The organism is Shewanella alkalitolerans, assembly GCF_019457575.1.
In the GTDB taxonomy this organism is placed as follows: Bacteria; Pseudomonadota; Gammaproteobacteria; order Enterobacterales; family Shewanellaceae; genus Shewanella; species Shewanella loihica.
On the sequence record NZ_CP080422.1, the window covers coordinates 1,124,706 to 1,138,459 of the forward strand.

The 13,754-nt window shown below is 54.3% G+C and carries 14 protein-coding genes; 8 read left to right on the forward strand and 6 right to left on the reverse strand.

Features of this window, described 5'->3' with window-relative positions; all coding sequences use genetic code 11:
- Positions 1–74: 74 nt before the first annotated feature.
- The 3 genes from dnaG to rpsU all read right to left on the reverse strand — a co-directional run bounded on the left by dnaG (position 75) and on the right by rpsU (position 2,565).
- Positions 75–1,802 carry a DNA primase gene (gene dnaG / locus K0J45_RS04985; RefSeq protein ID WP_220044507.1) on the reverse strand — a complete coding sequence of 576 codons (1,728 nt, stop codon included), beginning with the start codon at positions 1,800–1,802 and terminating at the stop codon, positions 75–77.
- 97 nt (positions 1,803–1,899) lie between these two features.
- The gene (locus K0J45_RS04990; RefSeq protein ID WP_011864803.1) at positions 1,900–2,343 is read right to left on the reverse strand and encodes a GatB/YqeY domain-containing protein; all 444 of its coding nucleotides are present in this window, start codon (positions 2,341–2,343) and stop codon (positions 1,900–1,902) included.
- A 6-nt stretch (positions 2,344–2,349) separates the two neighbouring features.
- Complete coding sequence (rpsU, locus tag K0J45_RS04995; protein WP_006080725.1) at positions 2,350–2,565, reverse strand: 30S ribosomal protein S21; 216 nt, start codon at positions 2,563–2,565, stop codon at positions 2,350–2,352.
- Between the two features lie 334 nt (positions 2,566–2,899).
- Here rpsU and tsaD point away from each other — a divergent pair, with 334 nt between their 5' ends.
- On the forward strand, positions 2,900–3,913 hold the full coding sequence (gene tsaD / locus K0J45_RS05000; RefSeq protein WP_011864804.1) for a tRNA (adenosine(37)-N6)-threonylcarbamoyltransferase complex transferase subunit TsaD: 1,014 nt from the start codon (positions 2,900–2,902) through the stop codon (positions 3,911–3,913).
- Between the two features lie 149 nt (positions 3,914–4,062).
- On the opposite strand, the gene plsY is transcribed toward tsaD, so the two are convergent.
- Positions 4,063–4,674 (reverse strand): glycerol-3-phosphate 1-O-acyltransferase PlsY, encoded by a 612-nt coding sequence (gene plsY, locus K0J45_RS05005; protein WP_011864805.1) that lies wholly within the window; start codon positions 4,672–4,674, stop codon positions 4,063–4,065.
- A gap of 296 nt (positions 4,675–4,970) precedes the next feature.
- On the opposite strand from plsY, the gene folB reads away from it, so the two are divergent.
- From folB to K0J45_RS05030, 5 genes are all read left to right on the forward strand, one after another.
- Positions 4,971–5,324, forward strand: a complete 354-nt coding sequence (gene folB / locus K0J45_RS05010) for a dihydroneopterin aldolase (RefSeq protein WP_011864806.1) — start codon at positions 4,971–4,973, stop codon at positions 5,322–5,324.
- 4 nt (positions 5,325–5,328) lie between these two features.
- Positions 5,329–5,820, forward strand: coding sequence for a 2-amino-4-hydroxy-6-hydroxymethyldihydropteridine diphosphokinase (folK, locus tag K0J45_RS05015; protein ID WP_220044509.1), 492 nt, complete (start codon positions 5,329–5,331; stop codon positions 5,818–5,820).
- 34 nt (positions 5,821–5,854) lie between these two features.
- Positions 5,855–6,655: an undecaprenyl-diphosphate phosphatase gene (locus tag K0J45_RS05020; protein WP_220044510.1), complete on the forward strand. Its 801-nt coding sequence runs from the start codon at positions 5,855–5,857 to the stop codon at positions 6,653–6,655.
- A gap of 32 nt (positions 6,656–6,687) precedes the next feature.
- On the forward strand, positions 6,688–7,512 hold the full coding sequence (locus tag K0J45_RS05025) for a putative RNA methyltransferase (protein ID WP_220044511.1): 825 nt from the start codon (positions 6,688–6,690) through the stop codon (positions 7,510–7,512).
- A gap of 93 nt (positions 7,513–7,605) precedes the next feature.
- Complete coding sequence (locus K0J45_RS05030; protein WP_220044512.1) at positions 7,606–8,547, forward strand: L,D-transpeptidase family protein; 942 nt, start codon at positions 7,606–7,608, stop codon at positions 8,545–8,547.
- Between the two features lie 315 nt (positions 8,548–8,862).
- Here the strand turns inward: K0J45_RS05030 and K0J45_RS05035 are convergent, their stop codons facing one another.
- The gene (locus K0J45_RS05035) at positions 8,863–9,129 is read right to left on the reverse strand and encodes an Lpp/OprI family alanine-zipper lipoprotein (protein WP_011864811.1); all 267 of its coding nucleotides are present in this window, start codon (positions 9,127–9,129) and stop codon (positions 8,863–8,865) included.
- Positions 9,130–9,338: 209 nt separating this feature from the next.
- Complete coding sequence (locus K0J45_RS05040) at positions 9,339–10,580, reverse strand: multifunctional CCA addition/repair protein (protein WP_220044514.1); 1,242 nt, start codon at positions 10,578–10,580, stop codon at positions 9,339–9,341.
- Positions 10,581–10,767: 187 nt separating this feature from the next.
- On the opposite strand from K0J45_RS05040, the gene K0J45_RS05045 reads away from it, so the two are divergent.
- Positions 10,768–12,516, forward strand: a complete 1,749-nt coding sequence (locus tag K0J45_RS05045; protein ID WP_220044515.1) for an ExeA family protein — start codon at positions 10,768–10,770, stop codon at positions 12,514–12,516.
- The gene (locus K0J45_RS05050; protein WP_220044517.1) at positions 12,516–13,622 is read left to right on the forward strand and encodes a general secretion pathway protein GspB; all 1,107 of its coding nucleotides are present in this window, start codon (positions 12,516–12,518) and stop codon (positions 13,620–13,622) included. Before K0J45_RS05045 ends, K0J45_RS05050 begins: the two co-directional genes overlap by 1 nt.
- Positions 13,623–13,754: the final 132 nt, after the last annotated feature.

A 13,754-nucleotide genomic window follows, 5' to 3' on the forward strand; every position in this document is an offset into this window, starting at 1 on the left:
GCAAATCGTCAATTATAGCCGTGTGCACTGTGCTGTGCTAGTCCAAGTGTTTACTTTGTGAGACAAATTTTGCTCTAAGCTTGCCCTTGGATTACTGCGATGAGCTTTTTAAGTTGCATCCGCTCTTCTTTAGTATGGTGCTGTTTTAAGCTCAATTCCTGATAACGTTGCTCAATATATTGATTGTTCAACCAAATCAGGGCTTTTTTGAACTCTTGCTGAAGGTTTTCATCCGCCACTTGATGCTCCCATTGGGCTAATTTCTTCAGGGTGTCTAGCTGTTCGTCACCTCTGAACTGTTCAAGTAGTTGTGCGCTGTTGACCTTCTCGGCGCGAGTTCTGTCGAGTAAGAGGCTGAGCAAATCTATGCCAGCCATCTTGATATGTTTTAGCGCAGGCTGCACCGGCAGGTTATTGCCTAGGTGCGGGTGCTGTATCAGCAGGGCGATGGCTAGTCGCAATGGGGTACCGCGTCCCTTAAGCGCTTTGTTTTGCAGGGGCTTATTTGCATCAATCCGTTTAAAGCCAAGCTTACGCTGCAATTCTTCTGCACTGTTCATGCCGAGCTTATAGGCGAGATTCTCAAGCAATAGGCTCTGCAGAACTGTGTCTTGTACTTTCTCTATCAGGCTCATGGCCTGTTTGGCCAGGGTGCCTTTGTCCGTGCCATAGCGGCTGGCTAAGGTATCGAACAGAAATTCCGGTAGTAACTTGGCCTCGGCAATCAGCTGCTCGAAGGCCGGTTTGCCTATTTGACGCACCAGCGAGTCGGGATCTTCCCCCTGAGGCAAGAACATAAACTTTACCTGGTCGCCGGGTTTGAGTAGTGGCAGGGCGGTTTCAAGTGCACGCCAGGCCGCCTCGGTACCTGCCTTGTCGCCGTCGTAACAGCAGATCACCTCTTTGGCGCTGCGCAGCAACAACTGAAATTGATCCGCCGTGGTTGAGGTGCCCAGAGAGGCAACCGCATAGTCGACGCCAAATTGTGCCAGGGCCACCACGTCCATATAGCCTTCGACAATCAGGATCTGACTGGGATCCCTGTGTCTCTGTTTGAGTTCATACAGGCCATAGAGTTCATAGCCCTTATGAAATATGGGCGTTTCCGGCGAATTCAAGTATTTCGGCGTGCCGTCACCTAAGACTCGGCCGCCAAAGCCTATCACCCGGCCGCGGCGATCGCGAATGGGGAACATGAGACGGTCGCGGAACCTGTCGTAACGCTTGCCGCTGTCGTTCTCGATCACCATACCTGCGGTGAGCAGCTTGTCCTGGGCATCCTGATTTTGACGATAACGTCCTAAAAGGCCATCCCAACCATCGGGGGCGAAGCCGATGTTGAAGTGCTCGATCACCTCATCGGACAGGCCACGGTGGGCGAGGTAGTCGAGCACCTTCTGCTTGTCCGTGTGCTGTTTCAGCTGGCTTTGAAAGTAGCGGCTGGCCTCTTCCATCAGTTGGTAGAGGTCGCGGCTTAGGCCTTCGTCGCGGCGCTTGCCTGTGCCTTGCTCTCTGGGGACTTCAAGGCCTAAACGGCCGGCGAGTTCCTCGATGGCATCGACAAAGTCGAGCCTGTCATATTCCATGACGAAATCGATGGCATTGCCATGGGCGCCACAGCCGAAGCAGTGATAAAACTGTTTGTCTCTGCTGACGGTAAAAGAGGGTGACTTTTCGCTATGGAAGGGGCAACAGGCAGAATGATTTTTGCCCGCCTTTTTCAGGGGGACCTTGGCGTCGATGAGATCGACTATATCGGTGCGAGCTACAAGCTCATTGATAAACTCACGAGGTATCGCCATTGCTGTATAAATGCCGCCTTTTCGCGAAATTAAACCGAAAGAGTAGAAACAAACAAGCCGTGCGTAGGCACGGCTCATTCATACATTGAACTTAAGATTACTTGAGTTTTGCCTTGATCAGAGCGCCAATTGACGCCATGTCGGCTCGCCCTTGTACCTTAGGTTTCAATGCTCCCATTACTTTGCCCATATCCGCCATGGATGATGCGCCTACCTCTTGGATAGTGGCATCGACTAGCTCGGCAACCTCTTCTTCAGAAAGAGGCTTAGGCAGGAAAGTCTCGAGGACTCGAATCTCTCCGGCTTCTGCTTGGGCTAGTTCGTCACGACCTGCCGCTTCATATTGAGCGATAGAGTCGCGACGTTGTTTAACCATTTTGGTTAAGACAGCTATGGCTTGATCATCATTCAGCGTCTCGCGGTTATCCACTTCGATCTGTTTGATGGCAGCCAGCGCCATACGAATCGTACCCAAACGCACCTTATCTTTGGCGCGCATGGCTTCTTTCATCTGGTCTTTTAGCTGATCAACTAGGCTCATAAGAGATTAGTATAAACGTACGCGACGCGCGTTTTCGCGAGAAAGCTTCTTAGCAAGACGCTTAACTGCAGCAGCTTTAGCGCGCTTACGTGCAGTAGTTGGCTTCTCGTAGAATTCACGAGCACGAACGTCGGCTAGGATACCAGCTTTTTCACAAGAGCGCTTGAAACGACGTAGAGCTACGTCAAATGGTTCATTCTCACGTACTTTAATAATTGGCATACGCCATCACCCCTTAGGTGTAGTTTGTATTGAGTTAATTTCTTAACCCAAGTTAATTTAAAAATGGTGCGGAATTCTATACCGACTGTCGACCTTTTGTAAACCCCCTTGTGGCGATCCTTTCGGGATCCTTTTTCGGGGTAACGTCCTTAAGTTTAGCATTTCCTTGTGTCTATATCGTGACCGACCAGTTGAGGGCGCCTGGTGCATGCCCCATCAAGTCTGGGCTCGGCCGGGATCGTCGGGCGATACTAGGTGAGTGTGCAATCCATTGGTATTTCCGCGGGCAAGCAGGTAAAATTGGCCGCCACTTTATTTAGCGTGATGAGGAAAAATGCGAGTTTTAGGTATAGAGACATCTTGTGATGAGACAGGTATCGCCGTCTATGATGACGAAAAAGGCTTGTTATCTCATGCGCTTTACAGTCAAGTTAAACTACACGCCGATTACGGCGGGGTAGTGCCTGAGCTCGCATCGCGCGACCATGTGCGCAAGATCATCCCGCTGATAAGGCAAGCCCTGAAAGAGGCTAACTGCACTCAAGATGATATCGATGCCATCGCCTATACCAAGGGCCCAGGTCTGGTGGGCGCCCTGTTGGTGGGGGCCTGTGTGGGCCGCTCGCTGGCCTTTGCCTGGGGCAAGCCCGCGGTGGGCGTGCATCATATGGAAGGTCATCTGCTGGCGCCTATGCTCGAAGAGGATGTGCCGGAATTTCCATTCCTGGCGCTGCTGGTCTCAGGCGGTCACTCTATGATGGTGGCGGTCGAGGGGATAGGTCGCTATCAGGTGCTGGGCGAATCTGTAGATGACGCCGCCGGTGAAGCCTTCGATAAGACGGCTAAGCTGATGGGGCTGGATTATCCTGGTGGACCTAGACTCGCCAAGCTGGCCGCCCAGGGCGAGCCTAACTGCTACCGTTTCCCGCGCCCGATGACAGACCGTCCAGGGCTGGACTTTAGCTTCTCAGGTCTTAAGACCTTTGCCGCCAATACCATCGCCGATGAGCCGGACGATGAGCAGACCCGCGCCAACATTGCCCGCGCCTTCGAAGAAGCCGTGGTCGACACCCTGGCCATCAAGTGTAAACGCGCCCTGAAACAGACCGGCTATAACCGTCTGGTGATCGCCGGTGGCGTGAGCGCCAACAGCCGTCTGCGTGAGAGCCTGGCGGAGATGATGCAGGGACTCGGTGGTAGGGTCTACTACCCCAGAGGCGAGTTCTGTACCGATAACGGCGCCATGATCGCCTATGCCGGCATGCAGCGACTCAAGGCTGACCAGCTAGAGCCGTTAGCGGTCAAGGGAATGCCCCGCTGGCCGCTGGACTCGCTACCGCCGGTCTAATCAACTCGCTCCTTATCATCGCGCCAAAAGCCCTTCCTACGAAGGGCTTTTTTGTATTCGGTGAACGTATGATTTTGCTTAAACGACTGGCTTAGCTTAGCTGCTGAGCTATGCGGGTTAGTTATTGTGTGGGTTAATTGGGATAAGACTTAGTTGCCGTCGGTGCGCTTCTTGCGGGATACCTTAGACTCTTCGCCCTTGAGCAGGCGATGAATGTTTTCCTTGTGGCGTATGATGATCAGCAAGGAGAGCATGGCCACGGGCACGGTAAAGCGCTCGTCGAAATACCAAGTATAGGCGGGGGCCAGCAGGGCGGTGACTATGGCGGCCAGTGAGGAGTAGCGACAGATCAGTACCACTATGACCCAGGTGGCGATCAGTGCCAGCGACAGATCGGCACCTATGGGCGCCATGGCGCCGAAGGCGGTCGCAACCCCCTTGCCGCCCTTAAACTTAAAGAAGATGGGGAAGATATGTCCCAGACAGGCGGCGATGGCGATCACCCCGAGGGAGACGGCATCGACGCCGAGACGGAAGGCGACATAGGCGGGTACCGCGCCCTTGAGCATATCGAACAGTAACACCATGGCGGCGGCGCTGGCGCCACCGATACGCAGCACATTGGTTGCGCCTGGATTGCCTGAGCCTTGGCTACGAGGATCGGGTAATCCTCTGAGTCGACAAACTAGCACGGCACTGGATATCGAGCCTGCCAGGTAGGCGGTCAATATCATCGCTAGAGTCAGCAGCGTTAAGCTCAAATTGGTTTCCTTATCCTTCTTAAGGTATTATCCCGCCCTAGTTATTGAGGCGGCTGACTAAACCTTGTATTTTACGCACTGGTTGATTGGCCATGTAATGATAACGGGCGATTTTGGCATCCGTATTCCTATCCCTGATTCGTTGTCATTACAGTCGCTTATCCTACTTGGGTTTTCGGCTGCACGAAAGGGGAAATCACAGATATCTGTGTGATCCGGGGCATTATAACCATATTGGTCCGTGTAGCTTATTAGACCTCTTCTATTACCTAATTTTTTGCCTATCGGGAGGCATCATGGACAAGGTACTTATTTCACAGCTGAAAGTCGAAACCGTGATCGGTATTTACGAGTGGGAAAAGCAGATCCATCAAAACTTGCTGATCGACCTCGAGATGGCCTGGGACAACAGCCTGGCGGCCGCCAACGACGACTACCAACATGCCCTGTGTTACGAGACCGTCTCTAACCGGCTCACGGCCCTGATCACCGAGAAGCCGATAGAACTCATCGAGACGGTGGCGCAGATCTGCGCCGACTGCGTCATGGATGAGTTTGACGTGCCTTGGGTGAAGGTGAGGGTGATGAAGCCCGGCGCCGTGCCCAGCGCTCAGGCCGTGGGCGTCGAGATAGAGCGAGGTCATCTGTAACCTTATGGCACGCATCTTCATCAGCATTGGCAGTAATATTCACCCTGAGGGCTATTTTAACGCCGCCCTCAAGGCCTTAAGCGCCCATTTCGATAACCTGTGCCTCTCAAGCGTATTTGAGAGCGAGGCGGTTGGCTTCGATGGCAGCAATTTTCTTAACATGGTGGTTGCCGCCGATACCCAGCTTGGTATCGCCGAGGTGGTGGCGCTGTTTAAGCAGATAGAGTCGGATAATGGTCGACTGCCGGGGGCGAAGAAGTTTAGCCCTCGCACCCTAGATCTCGACCTGCTGCTCTATGACGACTTGGTGACCGAGACGCCCATAGTGCTGCCGCGCGCCGAGATCACCACCAACGCCTTCGTGCTCTGGCCGCTGGCGGAGATCGCCCCCGAGCGGGTCCATCCCGTGGCGCAGCTTTCTTATCAGACCCTATGGGACAATTATGATAAGTCGCAGCAGAAGCTGTGGCCTGTCGAATTTCAATGGTCTTATTAATTTCATTAGCCGACCCAAATCGTAAAGGATAATCATGGATATTTTTCAGGTAATAGTCTTGGCCCTTATCCAAGGCCTGACTGAGTTTTTACCTATCTCTAGCTCTGCCCACCTCATCTTACCCGCCCAGCTGCTCGGCTGGCAGGACCAGGGGCTGACCTTCGATGTGGCGGTGAATACCGGATCCTTATTGGCCGTGGTGATCTATTTTCGCCGTGAGCTCTTCTCCATGTTTACCGCCTGGACCGGCAGCCTGGTGACGCGTCAACAGACCCAGGAGAGCAAGCTGGCCTGGTGGATTATTCTGGCAACCATTCCCGCGGTGATCTTTGGCTTTACCGCCAAAGACTTTATCTCGACTCATCTGAGAAACATCGAGGTGATCGCGACAACGACTATCGTGTTCGGCTTGCTGCTGTGGTGGGCGGATAAGTTAAACCGAGAAGGTTTTAGCGAGTTTCAGGTGGGCTGGAAGAAGGCGCTATTGATTGGTTTTGCCCAGGCGATGGCGCTTATCCCAGGTACCTCACGTTCGGGCGCGACCATTACCGCGGCCTTGGCACTAGGCCTAAGTCGTGAGGCGGCGGCGCGCTTCTCGTTTCTCATGTCTGTGCCCGTCAGCCTGGGCGCGGCCATCTTGGTGGTGAAAGATCTGCTTTCCAGTCAGGAGGCGATCGATTATCAGGCGCTGATCCTGGGCACGGCGCTGTCATTTGTGGCCGCCTATCTCTGTATCCATTACTTCCTGAAGATCATCAGCCGCATGGGGATGACGCCTTTCGTTATCTATCGCCTCGCCTTAGGGGCTATCCTGTGTGTAGTGATTTTTGCCTGATAGCCGAGAAGTTAAGTTACTAAGAGAGCCCTATGAATAGTCATTACTTGTGTCCCCTCTGCCAAGCGCCGTTGATGGTGCATCAAGGCAGCCAGGGGCTGCACTGCGCCAACAAGCACCATTTCAATAAGGGGCCGCAGGGTTACTGGGTGTTTAGTCAGCCCAAGAAGCCTCATATCGATTCGCGCCAGTTGATGCGTGCCAAACACTTCCTGTTGGAATCGGGTATCTTCGCGCCCGTGGTCGAGGTCATGCAGCGTCAGCTAAGTGAGCGATTGCCGAGTGATGCCACGCTGTCGCATCTGGATGTCGACAGCGGCGAGGGTTATTACCTTCGGGCGCTGGCTGGTGTGTTTAACGCGCTTGGCCAAGCCGTTGAACAGACAGGTGTCGCCGAGGCGGAGAACGCACTGTTTGTGGCGGCGAAGGCGCAGCCTGAGGCGAATCTGATTCAGAGCCAGCTCAAGGTTCTGCCTTTCGCCGATGCCAGCTTAGATCTGGTGAGCCTGTTTGACAAGCCGCTCAAAGGCAAGGAGCCCCTGCGGGTGCTTAAGCCTGGCGGCACCTTTGTCTGGTTATCGCCGGGCCCGCGTCACCTGTGGCAGATTAGAGAGTTTATCTATCCTAACTTAGCCGAGAAAGGCGGTGAGCCGCAGCAGCCAAAAGGTGTCACCCTTATGGCGAGCGAGCGCATTACTTATTCCCTGGCGCTCAGCGGCGAGCAGGCGCTAACGCTGCTGGAGATGACCCCCTTTGCCTGGCGGGCCAACGATAAGATAAAGCGGCAGATAGCCCTGCAGGAGTTTGCGGCGCTGGAGATAGATCTCTACCTCACCCTGGCGACGAAGGATGCTTAGGTGAAAGTACATTTGTTCGCCACTAGAAAATCCCGGCGGCTCGGGTTACCCTTTGAGCCAAACCTTTAACTCGATTTTTGGAAAACCGTTTTGATGATGCGTAAATTGCTGTTGCTCATCTTGAGTCTCGCACCACTGCAGTTACTTGCTAATGTCTATTCCCTGCCGGCCAATGGCGGCCGCCTTATTGGCGAGCTGCAGACCCATGTGGTCGAGAAGGGCGACTACTTCAAAACCATCGCCGATAAATACAATATCGGTATCTTGGAGTTGATGGAAACCAATCCTGGGGTGGATCCTTTCCTGCCGACTCCGGGTACCCAGTTGGTGATCCCCACCCAGATGTTGCTGCCGGATGTGCCGCGCAAGGGCATAGTGATCAACCTGCCGGAGCTGCGTCTCTACTATTTCCCTAAGAATGGCCGCGAGGTGCATGTCTTTCCTGTGGGCATTGGCCGTATCGGTCGTGAAACCCCAGAGATGACCACCAAGATTAAGGCGCGTATCCCTAATCCGAGCTGGACACCGCCGGCGAGTTTGCGCGCCGAGCATCTGCGTGAGCGCGGTGAGGTACTGCCACGCGTGGTGCCCGCAGGCCCGGATAACCCCCTGGGTAAGTACGCCATGCAGCTCTCCTATGGCGATGGCAGCTACCTGATCCACGGCACTAACAAGGATTTTGGTATCGGTATGCGCGTCAGCGCCGGCTGTATCAGACTCAACCCAGATGATATCGAGTGGTTGTTTCACCAGGCTAAATATGGCGACAGCGTGCGGGTGATCAACCAAACGGTAAAGATTGCTACCGAGCCCGATGGCCGTCAGATCATCGAGGTGCATTCGCCCCTGTCTAAGACGGAAGATCAGCCCCGTGAGAAGGTGATCAGCCTGAGCAGCAAGGTGGTGAAATTTATCAGCCAGGATAGCGTCGATAACACCAAGGCAAACGATGCCCTGCTGACCCAGAACGGCATCCCTATGGTGATCTCACATCCACCGCTAACGACGGCTCAGGATTTAGAGATCACTCCCTAGATTTTAGAAGCTTAGATTAGCAGCTTAGGTTTGATTGATTCGTGTTAAATTATTAAGGCGTCCATAGGGCGCCTTTTTTGTGGGCGTTTTTTTAGTGGAGGTCTGGATTGAGTGTCTTAAATAGCCGTGCGTGATTAGCTGCTAAAGGCTAAAACGAAAACTAAGATACAGTCGGTGCAGAAAGCTTAGAGGATGAACTGAGTCAGAGAAATTTGAGATGAAGAGTGGGGGATGATGAGCTTAGAAGAGAATTGAAAGTTAACGCTGTGGGGGAAAACATATCGGCAACACGGACGTGTTGCCGATACAGACAAATTACTTCTTGTAAGAAGAAGCGATGTTGTCGATGCGGTCGTTAGCACGCTTAGCTTCAGCTTGTGCGTCCATCGCAGCAGCTTTTGCATCTTTAACGTCAGCAGCAAGAGCACCTTGCTCAGACTTCAGAGAGCTAACTTCAGCTGATAATTGATCAACTTTGTTGCCTAGGTTAGCAACGCTTTCTTCTAGAGCAGTAGTGTTTGCGCAACCACCAAGAAGGGCAGTCATTGCTACGCCAGCAATCATCAGTACTTTTTTGTTCATTGGGAAATCCCTTTAAATAAGTTGGATTGAGTTGGAGCAGCCGAAAAGTACAACTGCAACTGGTTAATTATGTCATAGCCATTTTATTTTGCTATGAATTTTCACCCTAAGGTCGTAATACAATATCTCATGATTGTGCAAAATCAAGCTTGTCGAGGGTTTTTGCTCAAATTTTGGCTAATGATCACTAAAACTTAACCTTAAATTAGCTATGGCTTTGCATTTACGGCGGTTTTTCGCTTGTACTGTTCGATGACCTCGACCCTTTGCTTGTGTAATTCCGCCTTGATATCGGCGCCCTTAAATCCCGCCTCTATGATAGGTTTTATCGCCACGTCGCGCGCAAGCTCAAAACAGTGCTGCACATAGGCTCCTTGGGGGTAGGGACGCTCCTCCAGGCCTGTGCGTCCCTTGCTGTCTGCTTCGCAGGCCAGAAGGAGTTGCGGCAGTCTCTCGGGCTTACGCCAGAGATCGGCCTTGTCGAACAGCTTGACTATGGTCTCGGCTCGCAGTTCGAAGGCATTGTGGATGTTCTGATGCTGGTCGCTCACCAAGAGAGCAAGATCCCGGTAGTCGTTGGGGACGCGAAAGCGCTCGCACAGGGCGCGAATGAGCGGCAGGCCTTTTTGGCCATGGCCGTGATGTTTAGGCAGATGTTCCTTGGGTGACAGCGCCTTGCCAAGGTCGTGTACTAGGGCGGCGAAGCGCACCTGCTTGTCTTGGCTGAGTCTGGCGGCTTGCTCAAGCACCATGAGGGTGTGTATGCCGGTATCTATCTCTGGGTGCCACTGCTCTGGCTGAGGGATGCCAAACAGGGCTTCTATCTCGGGAAAGAGTATCGCTAGGCCGCCAGCTTCTCTGAGCACCTCGAAGAACACCTGGGGCGCCTCTGTGGTTAGCGCCTTATCCAGCTCCTGAAATACCCGCTCAGGTGTTAGCGCCTCGAGCTCACCGCTTGCGGCGATGCGTTGCATCAGTGCCATGGTCTCTGGTGCGACCTTGAAGCCCAGCGGCTGAAAACGGGCGGCGAAGCGGGCGACCCTGAGCACCCGCAGTGGATCTTCGACGAAGGCGTCCGACACATGCCTGAGCAGGCGCTGCTGGATATCGGCCTGACCGCCATAGGGGTCGAAGACTCGTCCCGCTTCATCCTGGGCGATGGCGTTAATGGTGAGATCCCGCCTCAGAAGGTCTTCCTCCAGGGTGACATCGGGCGCCGCGTAGACGCTAAAGCCGCCATAGCCGACGCCTGTCTTACGCTCGGTGCGCGCTAGGGCATACTCCTGCTGGGTCTTGGGATGGAGAAATACGGGGAAGTCTTTACCCACCTGGCGATAGCCTCTGTCGAGCATCTCTTGCACTGTCGCGCCCACCACCATGTAGTCACGATCTTTAATGGGAATATTGAGTAACTGGTCGCGGACGGCGCCGCCAACTAAATAGATCTTCACGTCTCACCAAGGGAAATCTTTGTATTGGCCTAAGCTTATCATGGCAAGTTGTTAAATCGCATCCTTTCGCGGCTTAGATAGCTGGCTCAAGGCGCGGCTTTAGCGCAATTATTTGGGGGGAATTTTTGACAACGTCTCCCCTAGGGATTAATTTGAACCGTCATTATTATTTTGGGACTGAGACGGCATGTACAAGGCGTTTTACGGACTTAGCGATAACCCGTTTTCGATCGCACCCAACCCTCATTATCTGTTCCTGAGTGACAGGCATCGTGAGGCGTTGGCTCATTTAACCTATGGATTGGGTGAAACCGGTGGTTTTGTCTTGTTAACCGGCGAGGTGGGCACGGGAAAGACCACAGTGTCGCGCTGCCTGCTCAACCAACTGCCCGAAAATACCGATACCGCCTTTATCCTCAACCCCTCGCTGACCGAGCTTGAGTTGTTGGCCACCCTGTGTGACGAGCTGGGGGTGCATTATGGCGAGTCGCCCACCCTGAAACAGCTCACCGATAAGCTGAGTCAGTTCCTGCTGGCCAACCATGAGAAGGGGCGTAATACCGTCCTGATCATCGACGAGGCGCAGCATCTACGGGCCGAGGTGCTGGAGCAGCTTAGGCTGCTGACCAACCTGGAAACAGATACCAAGAAGCTGCTGCAGGTGATCCTAATCGGTCAGCCGGAGCTACAACAGCTACTCAAGCGTCAGGAGCTCAGGCAGCTGGCCCAGCGCATCACGGCGCGTTATCACCTGCTGCCATTGACCCAGCAGGAGATCGCCCTCTATGTACAGCACAGGCTACAGGTAGCCGGACGTCACGAGCCGCTGTTTCACCGCAGCGCCATCAAGACGCTCCACCAATACAGCGGTGGTATTCCGCGTCTGATCAATCTCTTGTGTGAGCGCGCCCTGATGGCAGGTTATGCCCAGTCTAAGGTGCCTATCGACGCCAACATGGTGAGAACCGCCGCCAGCGAAGTCCTGGGCGAGGAGATCAAGCAACGCAAACTGCTGTGGCCGGCGACGGCCGCGACCCTGATCCTGGCGACCTTTGCCGGCGCCTTCTACTTCTTTAATCTGCAGGGGCAGGGCGGCATAGCTCAGGCAACCACAGCTCAGGCAAATATGGCCCAGACTGGCGCAGTGCAGGCCAATGAGCCGAGTGCCACCGGTGCGCAGCTGGCTAATCAGAACCATTCACAAGCCGTCCAGACACAAACGCAGCCACAAACTCAAACCAATCTGGCAAGCCGCCAAGTCGAAGAGAGCAATGCCAGCCTGAGCGCCGATCAGCGCATATTGCGTCAGGCAATCAATCAGAGTCGCAGCATAGACACCGCCTACGCCGCCATACTCGGCCTGTGGGATAAGGCACCTTATGTTGGCCTGACCGCCTGTCAGTCGGCCAAGCAACAGGGGCTGGATTGCTTCCAGCAGCAAGGCAACTGGCATTCCTTGGTACGCCTCAACTATCCCGCCGTGGTCTATTTGCAGGATGAGCGCGGCGAGCCCTTCTACGGCACCGTCGTGTCCCGCCAGGGCGAGCAGCTGTTGCTGCAGCTGGCGGAGCAGCAGCTGTGGGTCGACAGAGACTGGTTTACCCGCCACTTTGCCGGCACCTTCGAGCTATTGTGGCAGGCACCAAGCTATCAGCCTAAGGAGATAGGTCGAGGCTCGGCGCCGGCGCAGATCCAGTGGCTGGAGAATGCCCTTGCGCAGATCCAGAACAAGCCCGCCCGTCTGGTCGACTATTTCGATGCCGAGCTGGAGCAATCTCTGATGGACTTCCAGCGTCAGCATGGCCTGCGCGCCGATGCCATCGCCGGTAGCCAGACCTTAGTACAGCTCAATCTCTACCTCAGCGATAAGGGCCCGAGATTGCAGGAGCAGCAAGCAGGATTGCAGGGAAGAGTGCAAGGCGAGGGACGCTACTGATGTCTATCCTTCTCGATGCGGTGACCCGCGCGAAACAGCAAGATCAGCAGCTAGACCCTGTGATCACCCCAAGGGCCCAGTATGAAGCGATGCAGCCAAGGTGGCCTCTGGTCGTCAAGTTAGGCTTGTTAGGTACTGGTCTTGGCGGAGCCATCGCCCTCGCCTGGGTGCTCAGTGGGCAGGGAGAGCTGGGCGCGCAAAAGCAGGCCACATCAGTATCTAACGTATCTAACATTGCTAGCCAACAAACCTCAGCGATGCAGACACAAGCCCAGGAACAGTCCCAGCAACAGCGAGTAGCTGAACAGCAGACCGCTCAGCCTTCTCTTGAGCAGAATCCTCAGACAGGCATCAAGCTGGCGGGTAAGGTTGCCCTGCCATTGCCGGTGGAGCGCCCCAGTGCTCAAGCCCGGACGAGTGAACCCTTGACGGCATCTATCACTCAGCCAAGGCGTCAGCAGGCCGCGCAAAGCCTTGTAAACACTAGCCTTGCGAATACTAGCAATTTGAATAACCAGAGCTTTGCGAACAACCAGAGTGCCGAGGAGCCGATCATCTTAGGTGCCAACGCCAACCAGCGTGGGCGAGAGCTGCTCAGCTCTCTCAAGGCGCAGGTGGATGAGGCGGCGGCCGATGTCGGCCTGGACGCTGCTTACGTTGAGGAGCAGCGCGCAAATCAAGACTTAGCAGAGGCTTTCGACCAGGCAAGCGAACAGCAAGCAGAGCCAGAAGCCAAGCAGCGCCCGGTAGTTAAGGATACCAGCAAGCTGGTAGCAGCTTTTGAGGCGGCGCTCAAGGAGGTGGAGAAGGAGAACGCCGTCGCCACGCCCGTGACTCAGCCTAAGCTGGATCCTATTCCGGCGGCCCAGCCCGATGAGCTGCCCAAGTATGGCCAGCTACCGGCGGGCATTCAGCTGCAGGTGCCCGAGTTTAATATTTTGGCCCATGTCTATGCCAACGATCCAAAGAACCGCTGGCTGAATGTGGATGGCGCCGAGCTGCAACAGGGCGACATGATCGGCGGCAAGCTGAAGATAGTCGAAATACGCCCGAGGGATGTGGTGTTAGAGGTGGCCGGTACCGAGTTTAAGGTGCCCGCTATCTAAGCGCAATTTGGGTAGCTGCTTAGCCTAAGTCAAATCAGCAGATGCGAAATCAGTAAGAAAAAAAGGCGATGAATCATTCATCGCCTTTTTCGTTTGAGTCTTGTTTGGTTTCAGTAGCTAGACAAAGAGTGC

Coding starts and splice junctions, on each gene's coding strand:
- dnaG (WP_220044507.1), bottom strand. CDS start 1,802: ATGGCGATACCTCGTGAGTTTATCAATGAGCTTGTAGCTCGCACCGAT.
- K0J45_RS04990 (WP_011864803.1), bottom strand. CDS start 2,343: ATGAGCCTAGTTGATCAGCTAAAAGACCAGATGAAAGAAGCCATGCGC.
- rpsU (WP_006080725.1), bottom strand. CDS start 2,565: ATGCCAATTATTAAAGTACGTGAGAATGAACCATTTGACGTAGCTCTA.
- tsaD (WP_011864804.1), top strand. CDS start 2,900: ATGCGAGTTTTAGGTATAGAGACATCTTGTGATGAGACAGGTATCGCC.
- folB (WP_011864806.1), top strand. CDS start 4,971: ATGGACAAGGTACTTATTTCACAGCTGAAAGTCGAAACCGTGATCGGT.
- folK (WP_220044509.1), top strand. CDS start 5,329: ATGGCACGCATCTTCATCAGCATTGGCAGTAATATTCACCCTGAGGGC.
- K0J45_RS05020 (WP_220044510.1), top strand. CDS start 5,855: ATGGATATTTTTCAGGTAATAGTCTTGGCCCTTATCCAAGGCCTGACT.
- K0J45_RS05025 (WP_220044511.1), top strand. CDS start 6,688: ATGAATAGTCATTACTTGTGTCCCCTCTGCCAAGCGCCGTTGATGGTG.
- K0J45_RS05030 (WP_220044512.1), top strand. CDS start 7,606: ATGATGCGTAAATTGCTGTTGCTCATCTTGAGTCTCGCACCACTGCAG.
- K0J45_RS05035 (WP_011864811.1), bottom strand. CDS start 9,129: ATGAACAAAAAAGTACTGATGATTGCTGGCGTAGCAATGACTGCCCTT.
- K0J45_RS05045 (WP_220044515.1), top strand. CDS start 10,768: ATGTACAAGGCGTTTTACGGACTTAGCGATAACCCGTTTTCGATCGCA.
- K0J45_RS05050 (WP_220044517.1), top strand. CDS start 12,516: ATGTCTATCCTTCTCGATGCGGTGACCCGCGCGAAACAGCAAGATCAG.